This is a genomic window from Deltaproteobacteria bacterium, from assembly GCA_016874755.1.
Taxonomy (GTDB): domain Bacteria; phylum Desulfobacterota; class Binatia; order UBA9968; family UBA9968; genus DP-20.
In genome coordinates, this window is record VGTH01000030.1 from 52,558 (window position 1) to 64,748 (window position 12,191).

At 58.2% G+C, this 12,191-nt stretch carries 11 protein-coding genes; 4 read left to right on the forward strand and 7 right to left on the reverse strand.

Going from position 1 to position 12,191, the window contains the following annotated elements:
* Positions 1 to 299: 299 nt before the first annotated feature.
* The gene (locus tag FJ145_17795; GenBank protein ID MBM4263269.1) at positions 300 to 1,244 is read left to right on the forward strand and encodes an ABC transporter ATP-binding protein; all 945 of its coding nucleotides are present in this window, start codon (positions 300 to 302) and stop codon (positions 1,242 to 1,244) included.
* A complete protein-coding gene (locus tag FJ145_17800; protein MBM4263270.1) occupies positions 1,241 to 2,008 on the forward strand; it encodes an ABC transporter permease in 768 nt (255 codons plus the stop codon). The genes FJ145_17795 and FJ145_17800 overlap by 4 nt, the downstream gene beginning before the upstream one ends.
* 39 nt (positions 2,009 to 2,047) lie before the next feature.
* Here the strand turns inward: FJ145_17800 and FJ145_17805 are convergent, their stop codons facing one another.
* The 7 genes from FJ145_17805 to FJ145_17835 form a co-directional block, all read right to left on the reverse strand.
* A complete protein-coding gene (locus FJ145_17805; GenBank protein MBM4263271.1) occupies positions 2,048 to 3,085 on the reverse strand; it encodes an ABC transporter substrate-binding protein in 1,038 nt (345 codons plus the stop codon).
* Positions 3,086 to 3,098: 13 nt separating this feature from the next.
* Positions 3,099 to 4,115, reverse strand: a complete 1,017-nt coding sequence (locus FJ145_17810; GenBank protein MBM4263272.1) for a hypothetical protein — start codon at positions 4,113 to 4,115, stop codon at positions 3,099 to 3,101.
* Between the two features lie 96 nt (positions 4,116 to 4,211).
* On the reverse strand, positions 4,212 to 4,652 hold the full coding sequence (locus FJ145_17815; GenBank protein ID MBM4263273.1) for a VOC family protein: 441 nt from the start codon (positions 4,650 to 4,652) through the stop codon (positions 4,212 to 4,214).
* Positions 4,616 to 5,563: an ABC transporter substrate-binding protein gene (locus FJ145_17820; protein MBM4263274.1), complete on the reverse strand. Its 948-nt coding sequence runs from the start codon at positions 5,561 to 5,563 to the stop codon at positions 4,616 to 4,618. Before FJ145_17820 ends, FJ145_17815 begins: the two co-directional genes overlap by 37 nt.
* Before the next feature lie 342 nt (positions 5,564 to 5,905).
* Positions 5,906 to 8,197, reverse strand: coding sequence for a xanthine dehydrogenase subunit D (locus FJ145_17825; GenBank protein MBM4263275.1), 2,292 nt, complete (start codon positions 8,195 to 8,197; stop codon positions 5,906 to 5,908).
* A 38-nt stretch (positions 8,198 to 8,235) separates the two neighbouring features.
* Complete coding sequence (locus FJ145_17830; protein ID MBM4263276.1) at positions 8,236 to 9,039, reverse strand: glutathione S-transferase family protein; 804 nt, start codon at positions 9,037 to 9,039, stop codon at positions 8,236 to 8,238.
* Between the two features lie 102 nt (positions 9,040 to 9,141).
* The gene (locus FJ145_17835; protein ID MBM4263277.1) at positions 9,142 to 10,107 is read right to left on the reverse strand and encodes an ABC transporter substrate-binding protein; all 966 of its coding nucleotides are present in this window, start codon (positions 10,105 to 10,107) and stop codon (positions 9,142 to 9,144) included.
* A gap of 121 nt (positions 10,108 to 10,228) precedes the next feature.
* On the opposite strand from FJ145_17835, the gene FJ145_17840 reads away from it, so the two are divergent.
* Both FJ145_17840 and FJ145_17845 read left to right on the forward strand, forming a co-directional pair.
* Positions 10,229 to 11,200 carry an ornithine cyclodeaminase family protein gene (locus FJ145_17840; GenBank protein MBM4263278.1) on the forward strand — a complete coding sequence of 324 codons (972 nt, stop codon included), beginning with the start codon at positions 10,229 to 10,231 and terminating at the stop codon, positions 11,198 to 11,200.
* A gap of 29 nt (positions 11,201 to 11,229) precedes the next feature.
* Positions 11,230 to 12,003 carry a class I SAM-dependent methyltransferase gene (locus FJ145_17845; GenBank protein ID MBM4263279.1) on the forward strand — a complete coding sequence of 258 codons (774 nt, stop codon included), beginning with the start codon at positions 11,230 to 11,232 and terminating at the stop codon, positions 12,001 to 12,003.
* The last annotated feature ends 188 nt before the right edge of the window (positions 12,004 to 12,191 follow it).

The following is a 12,191-nucleotide window of genomic DNA, read 5'->3' on the forward strand; positions in this document are numbered from 1 at the left end:
CAACAGACATCCGCTTCGACGCCGCCTTGTAGAGGCGACCGGCGTCGCCCTGCTCTGCGAATCGCAGTGAAAAGGTCGAAGAGATGCCCAGCATCGGCGAATTAAACCGAACGATTTGCGCTGATGCCTTCGCTCCTCCAGAGTTCCACTTCGATCGACACAGTGTCATGGGTTTTGCCGGTCGCATGAATAATTCGGGCTAGGTTCAAATCTCAAAGCTCTTCTCGCTGCCGATCTTGCACTTGCTCAGCGATTGCGTCAGATTTTTCTTTAAAGCCGAAGAAGGTTGATCATCCTCGATGGAGTCTCCAGATAACTCTCCTGTTGTCGGTGTGCGGGCGGTCACGAAGCGGTTCGGCAGCCGTTCGGTCGTCGATGGTGTCGACCTGCAAGTCCCGCCGCATACTTGTTTCGGTCTGTTGGGGCCCAACGGCGCCGGCAAGACGACTACCCTGCGCATGATTTATGGCGTGACGGCGCCGACCAGCGGGACTATTCATGTTTTTGGGTTGGATATTGCCAAAGAGTTGCGCGCGATTCGCAAGCGTCTCGGTGTAACCCTGCAACAAAATGTCTTGGTTGACGCGCTCTCGCCCCTAGAAAATCTGCGGGTATTTGGCCGCTATCATCTTTTACGCGAGCCGGACTTGTCGAGCCGCGCTGGGGAGTTGCTTGATTTCCTTGAGCTGCGTTCGCACGCCAACGTGCCAGTGCGGCAGTTGTCGGGCGGGTTTCAGCGGCGGCTGGCGATTGCCCAGTCCCTGATCAACGGTCCGGATTTATTGATTCTCGACGAGCCGACGACCGGGCTCGATCCTGCGGTCAGGCTCGCCCTCTGGTCGCGCATCCGCGAGCTGCGCGCCACAGGAACCACGGTGCTTGTTACGACGCATTACATGGACGAAGCGCAGCGGCTATGCGATCGGGTGGCAATCATGGCGGCGGGAAAAATGATCGGCCAGGGAGCGCCGGCAGAGCTGATCGAGACGCGCCTGGCGGCGGAAACGGTCGAGTTCGACGCGACGCCGCATGAAGAAGAATCGCTTTTGGACGGCGCCGCGTATTCGCAAAAACGCCTGCGCGCCGGCAAGCGCCTGATGGTCTACCTCAATGACGCCACGCCGCTGATCGATCATATTCGCCGCCACGACCAAGGCGACCGCCGGTCATTGATCGTGCGGCCGACCAATTTGGAAGATGTTTTTCTTTCGCTCACCGGCACCGGTCTGGAGAATAATCCATGAGCCTCTCGCTGCCTTACGCGCTGTCGGTCTGGCGCCGCAACGCGGCGATGTACAAGCGGACCTGGAAGTGGAATATTTTGCCGAATTTTTTCGAGCCGGTGTTCTATCTTTTTTCGATCGGCCTCGGCGTCGGCGCCTACGTCTCACAGATGGGGGGTATGAGCTACATCCAGTTTCTCGCGCCAGGGTTAGTTTGCGTCGCGGCGATGAATGGCGCCAGTTTCGAGGTGACTTACAATATTTTTGTGCGACTGACGTTTGAGAAATCCTACGACGCGATGCTGACAACGCCGATCGAGCCCGACGATGTACTAGCAGGCGAAGTGCTGTGGGCGGTAACGCGGGCCTGCATCTACGGCGGCTGTTTCTTCATCGTCCTGGCCCTGTTCGGTTTGACGCCGTGGCCGTCGTCATTGCTGGCTCTGTTCGTCATTCCGATCGCCGGCTTGCTGTTCGCCGCCATCGGCATTGTCTTTTCGCTGCGCATTCCCAACATCGACATGTTCAGTTTCTACTTCACTTTGTTCGTGACGCCGCTGTTCTTGTTTTCCGACGTTTTCTTTCCTCTCAAGGAAAGACTCTCGGGCGTGTGGCTGTGGGTGGCCGAAATATTGCCATTGCTCCACCCGGTGCGCCTAGCGCGCGCGGCGTTTAGCGGTCAGTGGTCGCTTGTGGTTTTGTGGGATTTGGTTTACACGCTGGGCTTGTCGGCGCTGCTGCTCTGGTGGGGGCGCTACAGCGTGCGGCGAAGACTCACCAATTAGCGAAGTCAGAACCGACCGTTCGGTCCGATCCGTCATGCCTCACCACTTCTTGCCCGGCACTTCACCGCCCCAGAGGTCTTTCAAAAAGCCGCTCTTTTCCAGATGTTCGGCGTAGCTGTTGTCGTAGGTTTCGTTGGCTTTGCGACGCACTTGGGCCCCCGCCTGACGGGCCGCCTCAATTGTCTCAACCACGCGAGAAACCGGCACCGTGACGCGCCGGTTGACCAGCTGTTTGGCGTAAGCGTCGTAGGCGGCTTGTAGCGACTCGGAATCTTTGAGCGCTAAAACTTTACCCACCGAGGCTTTCGCCCGTTCGGGATTTTTCTCGACGAAGTGGATCGCCTCGGCCATGGCGGCGGTGAATCGCTGCACCGCCTCCGGCCGTTCCTTGAGCAGGCGCTGGTTGGTGAACAGGCTACTGTAGATTGCCGGCAGGTTGAGATCGTCGAGTTGATAGATCACGTTCAAGCCGTCGCGCTTGGCGCGAGCGTCGAGTGGCGCTGTGACCATGGTGGCGTGCCCCAGGTCCTGCAACAAAGCGTTGTAGACTTCGGTTTGGCCGGCGCCGCCGATGTGGCGAATGCTCAAGTCGTTGGCGCTGAAATTGAGCCGCTTCATTAAAACTCTGATCAGCGTGTCCGGCGTGCCGCCGGGACGGGTGGCGATGAAAATCTTCCCCTTCAGGTCTTCAATGCGGCGGATCTCTTTGCGCGCGATCATGACCCAGGGCAAGCCGACGAGCGGCGAGGCGATCATCTTGGCTTCGGCGCCGGCGGCGAGGCTGGGAATGATGGCATCTGCGGTGCAATACAGAAACTGGAGTTCGTTGGAGGCCAGCGCCGCCACCGAAACACCGGCGCCGCGCACCAGCAGAAACTCGACTTTGAGGCCGTACTTTTCGAACAAACGGTTGTCAATGGCAGTGTAGAGATGCATGAAGCCGCCGCTGATGGCGCAGGTGGCGACCCGAACTGGGATGGGGGCTTCCCCTGGTTTTGCGAGATACGGATTAGCTGAGGCCAAGGCGGCGTCAAACGCCAACCATAGTAATGCGAGCGAGCGACCAAATTTGTTCACAGCCGATTCCAGTCTACTTTAGGATTTCTTTAAGCTTGTCGACCAAAGGTTGTTCTAGTCTGAAGATGCTCTTCACTTCGTTTTCAATCTCCGTCCCGGAAATGGGGTTGATATCCAGCCGCGCGCGCTGGGCGTCGGCGAGAAACTCCGCATCTTTCAAAGTCGCGTCGAACGCGTTGCGCAGCAGCGCTGCCCGGTCCTTTGGCGTGCGCGGCGGCAGCGCGTAGACCCGATTGGTGACGCCGTTGACCACTGCCTGGGTGCGAATCAGCCGGCGCGCTTCGTCAGTCTTCGCGAGATCGTAAGCGACCGGAATATTTTTCGGCACTTCGGGATGGGCCTTCACGGTCGCTTGCAGCACGATGGTCACTTCGCCTTTTTCCATTTCGTTGGGCCAAGTCGATTTGAACGACTCCCAGGAGTTGGAAATCCCCTGCACCTCGCCGGCGTTGAAGGCCAGACGGATCGGTCCGGTGCCTTTGTAGCCGGTGACCAACTGGAGCGGCAAGCCGAGGGTGGCCTTGAGGACTTTAGGCAGGTCATCGGTGCCGCCGCCGGGGGATACGCCGCCGAACTTGATCACTGTGCCCGACCGCATCCACTGCTCCAAGCTGGTGATGCCGGTTGACTTCGCCAGGCCGATCATGAAATTGTCCTGCGCCGGCGCGCCCAAGTATTCGAACTTAACGCCGTCGAAATCCACTCCCGGCGCGCCGAAGCGTTGATGCATAACCAGGCCGCCGACGAAGTTGCCGATGGTGAGGCCGTCGGGCTTGGCGACTTTGTAGAGATGATTGGTGGCCAACAAACTCGCGGCGCCCGGCATGTTGTCGACTAGCACGGCTGGGTTGCCGGGGATGTGCTTGCCGATGTGGCGCGCGATCAAACGCGAGTAGGTGTCGAAGCCACCGCCGGGGGCGAGGCCGACGATGATGCGCACGGTTTTGCCGCGATAAAAGTTTTCCTGGGCGAGGGAACTGCCCCAACTGAGAAAAATCGCCAGCGTGGAAAACAGCGTGATGCGGATCATCTCTCGTCCTCCGAACGGCTCCGATAGTATGACAATCTTCCGTTGGCCCTGAGTTGGTCCAGCAAGCCGTATCGAAGGGCCAAACATTTCTAGACTCTATTTCGCCCCCGCCCACCCGGCGTTGGAAATATCGATCACCTGATCGTCCGGGCCTACGCATTTTACTTCGAAGTAAGATTGCGGTTTCGCCGGATCGCCGTGATGCACTTCGTTGCGTTCGCTCAAGGCTTTGCCGCCGAGGCTTTTTACCCTATCAACGAACGCGTCGACGTCGTCGACCTGAAAGCCAATGTGGTCGACGCCGAGCTTCATCGTCTCACCTTCGACCACGCCGCGAAAACTCAGGATCGCGATGTTTAAGCTGCCATCGGTCAGATAAATACCGCTTTGACCGAGGCCGACCTGTTCCAGGCCAAAGGCTTCTTTGTAGAATTGCGCGGTCTTCTCGACGTCGTGGGTGCGGATCGCGATATGCTTGATTTTTGCCACGAGAAAACCTCCTATTTTTGCGCCAAGGCTTCTTTGAGAAAGCGCCAATCCATGATTTTGTCTTCGCTGATCTCCTCGGTGATTTTTAGCTGCTCGCGCGCCAAACGGATCTCGGTGTCCATGGTGGCCTTGGCCACACCGCCGTCAGGGTTAAGCGACACCATCGAGTAATCGTAGATCTTCAGCGCTGCGCCCGCGCTAACGTTGAGATAGTCGCGCATGATCGCCAGGGTCTCCGGTTTGTTGTTTCTAACGAAGCGTATCCCTTTGAGCGTGGAGCGGATAGCCCGGACGATCTGGGTCGGGTTCTTGCGGATTTTATCCATCGATACGCCGAACCCGCCAAGGCGGGTGTGGACCACGTCGCCGAAATACAGCATCGGGACCAGGCCAAGCTTTTCCGCCTTTTCGAGATACGCGACGTCCAACGGGGTGCCGTCCACGATGCCCGCGGCAAGAGCGGCGAGCCGGTCGCCGGAACCGCCAATGGCCAGCGTAATCACGTCGCGTTCGGGATTCATGCCGGCCTGGGCGAGGGCTTCGCGTAAGATAGTATGCGGTGCCGAGCCGAGGCCGCTGAGGCCGATCTTCTTGCCCTTGAAGTCGGTGATTTTCTTGAAATTAGGCTTGGCGACCAAGACATGCAGCGGTCGATCGAACCAGCCCATGACGCCTTTGACCGGCAGGCCTTGGATCGATGCGCGAGCAATGAGACCGCTAACGGTCGAGTAATCCAACTCGTTTGCGATCAGCGCCGCCGCATGCAGATTGGTGCGGATAACCACCTTGCGCACTTCGAGACCCTCGTCTTTGTAGAACCCCTTGCGCTGGGCGATTTCGACCGGGATCTCGTACAGTCCCGGAGTTGAAATGCCAATGTGAATAACTTCGGCGCTCGCCAACTGCGGCGAAACTAAAACCAAGGCGGCACAAAGCATTATAAACCGGTGTATGAGCATCAAAAATCTCCCCCAGTTGAAAGCCTCGCGAGCTTACTCCGGATGCGCGAATTTGGCAATTCGAGCTTAACCCGAATGGGGGCGTTGACTTCGAATCCTGCTTTTGAGAAGAAAATCACGCGTTCACAGCGAAACAGCTACTCAGGAGGAGACAACTGGCAGTTTGTCGTGCGCCGCTATTGCGGCCTGTGGGGGCCGGGGTACCTGAGGTCGGATTCGGCGAATCTAATCGCACAGAGTGCAAGGACGCAGAACTCGGGAAGGACCTTTCACCACGGAGGCACGAAGTTCACAAAGATAAGAGAAATGTTTCCGAACTTCGCGTCTTCGTGGTGAAGCTCTTTAGCGCCGATGCGCCAAAATTGCCTTGCGTAATGCGGCTACAACCTTATCCGGGCGCATCGGCAAGTCTCGCACGCGGGCGCCGCTCAACGCGTTGGCAACCGCGTTGCCAATCGCCGGTGCCATCGGTGGCAGTGCCGCTTCGCCCATGCCTTTGGCGCCGAAGGGGCCGTCGGGGTGAGGGTTTTCTACCAGCACTGAGTGAAATTCTTCTGGGTGATCGCCGAGCGACGGCAGCAGGTAATCCATGAAAGAGCTGTTGATTGGCTGGCCGTTGTCGAAGCGCATCTCTTCGAAGAGCGCTGAGCCCATGCCGGCCAGCGCCGAGCCTTCGTTTTGTAAGTTGCATTGGCGCGGATGGATCGCTTTGCCGACGTCGACAGCGGAAACAACGCGCAGCACGCGCACTTTGCCGGTTTCGGTGTCGACTTCAACTTCGGCGCCGGAGGCTGCGTAGAACCAAAAGACCGAGTTTTTGCCGCGGCCGGTTTTCTCGTTCACGCCGCCTTCGGTGCGCAGCATGAAGCTGCCGAACATGCTGCCGCTGGCTTCGCCGTACTTGGCGCGAAACAGCTGGGGGATCGTCAGCGATTTTTCTGGGACGCCTTTGACACGCACGGCGCCGTCGATCGTTTCTAAATCTTCTTCGCGGGCTTCGAGCTGCTTGGCGGCGACTTCGAAGAGCTGGGCGCGAATCTGCGCGGCGGATTTCTGCACGGCTTGCCCCATGTGAAAAGTGGTGCGGCTCGAGCTCGTGGCCTTATCGTACGGCGTGAAGTCGCTGTCTGGGAAACTGACGCTGACACGCTCCATCGGCAAGCCCAACTCGTCGCCGACGATCTGCGCTAAACAAGTGCGCGCGCCTTGGCCCATGTCGACACTGCTGGTCAGCACCACTGCCGAGCCGTCGCCGTTTAAGCGGATGCTCGCCGCCGAGGTGCTTGGTGTCGAGGTGCTTTTTATCGCCACGGCCAAGCCTTTGGCGCGGACAACCGGACTGCCATTCTGCGCCGGATGCAATTCTGCTTTGCCGCGCCAGTCGAGCGCTTGGGCGACTTGTTTGACGCAGTCGGAGATGCCGACGGAAATCATCGGTTCGTCGGTGATGAAGCGGTCGCCTTCTTTGAGCAGATTTTTCAAGCGCAGCTCGACCGGGTCCATGTCCAAACGGCGGGCGATCTCGTCGACCATCGATTCATAGGCCCAGCAGACGTGCGAAGCGCCGACGCCGCGATAGGGCCCGGCCGGCGGCAGATTGGTGTAGACCGCATAGCTGGTTAGGTCGCGGTTGGGAATATTGTACGGGCCGGCGGCGATATAGCAGCCATTTTTCGAATTGGCCGGTCCGGAGAGCGCATAGGCACCCATCTCGTAATAGACATCGGCCTTGCAAGCGGTGATACGACCGTCGCGCTTGAAACCCATTTTCATCGTGATCGCCGCGCCGAAGCGGCGCCCGGTGAGAAATACTTCGTCGCGGGTCAAGATCCAGCGCGCCGGACGGCGCGCTTTTTTTGCCAGCAGCGCGACCACCGGTTCGACGCGCGCGTGATTTTTACCACCGTAGCCGCCGCCGACGAAGGGCACGATCACGCGCACCTGGGTGAGCGGCAGTTTGAAGACCTTTGCGATCTGTTCCTGCAGCGGTGACGGTGTCTGACAGGGCGTGTGGACGACAAGCTTGCCGCCGGGTTCCCAGTAGGCGCTAACGACGTGCAGCTCGATATGGCCGTGCTGCACCGGCGGCACGCTGTAGCTATGCTCGACGATTTCATCAGCGTCGCGAAAGCCAGCTTCGGCATCGCCGCTTTCGACGTGATAGCGGCCATGAATGTTACCGCCGGCGTTTTTGTCGACATGTTTTTGGTGAATGATCGGCGCATCGGGTCTGGCGCTCGCGAGAATGTCGGTAACGGCGGGCAGCTCGTCATATTCGACATCGATCAGCGCGGCGGCGGCTTCGGCGATCGCTTCACTTTCCGCCGCCACCGCGGCGACGATGTCGCCGACGTAATGCACTTTGTCGATGGCGACCACCGGCTGGTCTTCGACGCCGGTGCCGTAGCGCGGATTGAGGCCGGCGAGATCGTCGCGGGTGACGATTGCAGCCACCCCCGGCAAAGACCGCGCTTTGCTGGCGTCGACGCGCACGAGTCTCGCGTGGGCGTAGGGGCTGCGCAGTGCTTTGACGGCGAGCAGGCCGGGGAAGTCCAAGTCGGCGACATAGTTAATCGCGCCGCTCACCTTGGCGACGCCGCCGACCATGGGAACATTGGTGCCGACGAGTTTCATAGGTGTGCCTCCGTGGCCGCTGCGATGGGCGCGGCGGATCAGCTCCGGCGCGTGGAGTCTGCGATAATGGCTTTCACACGCGCTTGCACTTCGCGGCCTTTCTCTCTCATGAGCTGCTCGTAGGCGTCGTTGCGCCAACGATCGAAAGCTTCGACGTAGCCGTGCCGCTCGCGCAGCCGCTCGTACCAGGCGGGAATATGCGGCCGGCCTTCCCCAAAAAACTGCAATTGCAAATGATCGAGGCGAGTGATGTAGGGCGCGTAGCCGATATCGGCGAGGGAAAATTCTTTGCCGCTGAGCCAGCTGTTTCGACTCAACGCCTCTTCCATGTCGCCGAGCAGTTTATCGAAGCGCTTGGCAGCATCGATGAAAAAATGCTCCTCGACACCTTTGGTGATGTTCTCCCAACTTTGCTCACGCCGTTTTGCATCGGGCATGTTGCGATGAAACTCTTCTAGGCGCTCTTTACCCCAGGCGAGCTTTTGATGGCGAAAGGCCATGCCGTTGCTGAGCGTGCTGGTGGCAGCGTGCACCCCTTCGTCCAACTGCTTGGTCCAAAGGCGCATGCGCGCCCGCTCGTCAGCCGCTTTGGGCCGCAATGGCGGCTCGGGATAGGCATCGTCGAGATATTCGCAGATGACGGTCGACTCGACGATGACTTTGCCGTCGTCAACGATGGTCGGCACCACCGCGTTGGGATTGAGCTTTAGATATTCCGGCTTCTGCTGATCGCCGGCGCGCAGATCGAGATGGTGGTTCTCCCACGGCAGACTTTTCTCTGCGAGCGTCATGCGCACCTTCTGCGCGCACACCGACATGTCGTTATGGTAAAGCGCAATCATTTAAAGAACCTGCACGAACAAGGCGCATGTAGGGGCGACCCTTGTGGTCGCCCATTCGAAGGGCAGGCACAAGGCCTGCCCCTACACGTCGCGTTGTATTGTTCATTTTCCCAGTGTCTCCAGCGCCTTGTCGTAGAAGCGCGCGTCGATATATTTTTCGGCTTTGACCTGGCCGGGTTTCATCAGGCCGGCGGTCTCGCGCAGCTCGATGACGCTGCGGATACCGGCGGCGTCGATGCGGCTGCGCGGCGTCAAACCCATGTTGGGATCCAAGGCCTGGCGGTACATTCCTTCGGCGCGGCCCTTGTTGTTCTTGGTTTCCACCAGCAAGCCTTTGATGACTTCATCCTTGTTCTTCGGGTCCTGAATAAAATCCGTGGCGCGGATCATGGCGCGGTTGAAGCGCACCAAGAGGTCGTCATTGGTGCGCGCCCAGTCGCGCCGGGTAGCGCCCAGGCCGCGGGCGTAGTTTTCGACATGGTCTCTGGCTTCGGTGAGGATCTTAAAGCCGCGCTTTTTGATCTCGTCATCGGCCATGCTCATCATCGCAGCGACGGCATCGCCCCGGCTCATGGCGTCGGCTCGCGCCGTGGTGTTGCCGAAGGATTTCACCTGATAATCGCGTTTCCATTCCAGGCCGTACTTTTTTAGGATCGCCATGGCGACCACGGCGTAACCCGTGGTCACCGCGTCGGCGGCCAAAAGCTTGCCTTTCAGATCCTTGTAGTCGTTGATGCTCGGCACGACGACGAGTTTCTGGTCGACGCCCTGGCTGCCGCCTAGAAAGATAATAAAATCGTTTTTCTGCGGGTCTTCACCTTGGCCTTCGGCCCAGGCAATGACATTATCGGCGTTATTGAGAATTAGATCATAGTTGCCTTTGATCAAGTTGCGCAAAAGCGACGGCGAGTCGGTGACCGTGCTGATCTCGACCCGGATGTTTTGCTGCCAGAGAAAGTTCTTCTGTTCGGCGGTGACGATCGCCGCATCCTTGTTGAACAGTCCGATGCGGATTAGATCCTGTGCCATAACGATAGTCGGCAGCAGCGTGAGCACAGCGGCTGCCATAACCTCCTTGATTGGTTTCAAGAATAATTTTCCTCCCGGCGCAATCTCTCACTTTAGTTGTACCCTTGTCAATTTGTCCCGCGCGGTCTTTTTCTATAAGTTGCCGCTACGAGGTGGATGAATGCCGCTGATTTTGAGTGAGAGCGATCTCGCGCCGCTGCTAGATGATGCAGGCGCCATGGACCAGTTGCTGCCGCTGATTGAAGCGTCCATGGCCGACTACAATTCTGGCAAAGTCTCTGGCCAGGTCCGTCTGGAAACTAGTCTGCTTGATAGCAAGAAAAAATATCGTATCACAACCTCCGCGGTGCCAGGCGCGGGGCAGGGGATGCGCGTCAGTGGGCTGTTTCGCGGCGCAAAGAATGCCTATTTCATTTTTCTCTTCGACGGTGAGAGTGGCGATCTGCTGGCGCTTGTTGCCGGGCGCAGCTTGAACGTCTGGCGCACTGGGGCGCCGGCCGGAGTGGCGTGTAAATATCTAGCACCGAAAAATGCCGATGCTTTGGGTCTCATTGGCAGTGGTCGCCAAGCGCTGGGCCAAGCCCTTGCAATCCGCCGCGGCGTGCCTGGGCTCAAGAAAATAAAAGTGTTCAGCACGACAAAGGACCATCGCGGTGCTTTTGCTAAGAGAATGAGCCAGTGGCTTGGTGTTGATGTCGAAGCCGTTGAGAGTCCGCGCGCCGCGGTGGAGAACATGCCAATGGTCAGTTTGGCCACGAGCTCACGCTCGACGGTGATCGAGCCCCAGTGGATTGTTCCAGGCGCATTGGTGATTTCGATCACCAGCGGTCAACTGCCGCGCCAAACCGTGCTGGGTTCGCGCGTCATCGTCTCATGGCTGGAAGAGGTGCTCGGTGGCGAAGCGCCGCGCCAGCCCTATATGGCGATGATCGCAGACGGCAGTTGGTCGGCGGAGAAGATTGTCGGTGAGTTGGGCGATGTGATTGTAGGAAAGGTTCCTGCGCGCGCGACAGAAGGGGAGACGGTGCTTTTTGAATCGGCGGGTATGTCCGTGTGGGATACGGTCACAACCGCGTGGGCCTACCGCTGGGCGGCGGCCAACCGCATAGGGAGGGATTTTTCACTCGATTGAAGCACAAGTTCTGAGGGAGAAGAACTACAATGTTACAGCGCACCATGGAGTTGGCAAAAATTGTTCTACCCAATACGAGAGAGCAGGAGTACGAAGACCGGCGACGCAAACGGCAGATGGAAGTCAGCTTGATCATCGAGAACCTCCAGCGATTTTTACAAGCCTCGCCGAGCGCGAAAAACCGCAAGCTCAATATCTTGGAATTTGGCAGCGGCGACGGTTTCCAGATCCCTTACTTGAAAAAAATCGGCAACGTCATTGGCTCGGATATCTATACCAGCGACGGCGTAAAAAAATTGCCCGGTGCACAGTTCGTTGAGTGTAGCATCGCTGAGACACCGTTCGCGGCCGAACAGTTTGACATTATCTTTTCCAATCACGTCATCCCGGACCTGGACGATGCCTTGGCTGCGTTCCGCGAAATTAGACGGATCGGCAAGCCCAACTGTTTGTACGCTTTTTCGGTGCCGACCGCGCTTTGGCTGCTGCTCTCGCTGCCGGCGCAGTATTACAACAAGGCCCGAGGCATGGGACGCAGCTTCGCGACCGATTCGAAAATCATGAAACTGGTCCGGTTAGCGCTGCCCGAGGGGCGGGGCTGCCACGCGAGCTTCATCGCGAGCTACCGCAGTTTTACAATCAAAGGCTGGCGCCGTTTGTTTCACGAGAACGGCTTTCGGGTGGTCGAAGAAAAGCCGCTGCTGCTCTACGGCCCGTCCGAATGGCCTGTTGTGCCAACGTCACAGAGCACAACGAGGGTCTGTTCCAGCATGTTATTTCTACTGAACAAGAGTGGGCAGTAACTAGTAGACCGGCACGGATGGGCGGCCAGCGTGCGCTACGATACCTTATTCATCTATTCAGGCCTGAACATCCCGCTGAAAATTTCAAGCGAAAAACGTAATACTCCAGCTCTGCTCGTAGATTATTTCAATTTTTCTTACTGACTGATTTTTTCGGCATTCGTATTTGCGTTTTAAGCGACGATCTC

Bases quoted from the DNA above. Each gene is read 5' to 3' on its own strand.
- FJ145_17800 (MBM4263270.1), top strand. From the start codon at position 1,241: ATGAGCCTCTCGCTGCCTTACGCGCTGTCGGTCTGGCGCCGCAACGCG.
- FJ145_17845 (MBM4263279.1), top strand. From the start codon at position 11,230: ATGTTACAGCGCACCATGGAGTTGGCAAAAATTGTTCTACCCAATACG.
- FJ145_17810 (MBM4263272.1), bottom strand. From the start codon at position 4,115: ATGATCCGCATCACGCTGTTTTCCACGCTGGCGATTTTTCTCAGTTGG.
- FJ145_17840 (MBM4263278.1), top strand. From the start codon at position 10,229: ATGCCGCTGATTTTGAGTGAGAGCGATCTCGCGCCGCTGCTAGATGAT.
- FJ145_17825 (MBM4263275.1), bottom strand. From the start codon at position 8,197: ATGAAACTCGTCGGCACCAATGTTCCCATGGTCGGCGGCGTCGCCAAG.
- FJ145_17795 (MBM4263269.1), top strand. From the start codon at position 300: ATGGAGTCTCCAGATAACTCTCCTGTTGTCGGTGTGCGGGCGGTCACG.
- FJ145_17835 (MBM4263277.1), bottom strand. From the start codon at position 10,107: ATGGCAGCCGCTGTGCTCACGCTGCTGCCGACTATCGTTATGGCACAG.
- FJ145_17820 (MBM4263274.1), bottom strand. From the start codon at position 5,563: ATGCTCATACACCGGTTTATAATGCTTTGTGCCGCCTTGGTTTTAGTT.
- FJ145_17830 (MBM4263276.1), bottom strand. From the start codon at position 9,039: ATGATTGCGCTTTACCATAACGACATGTCGGTGTGCGCGCAGAAGGTG.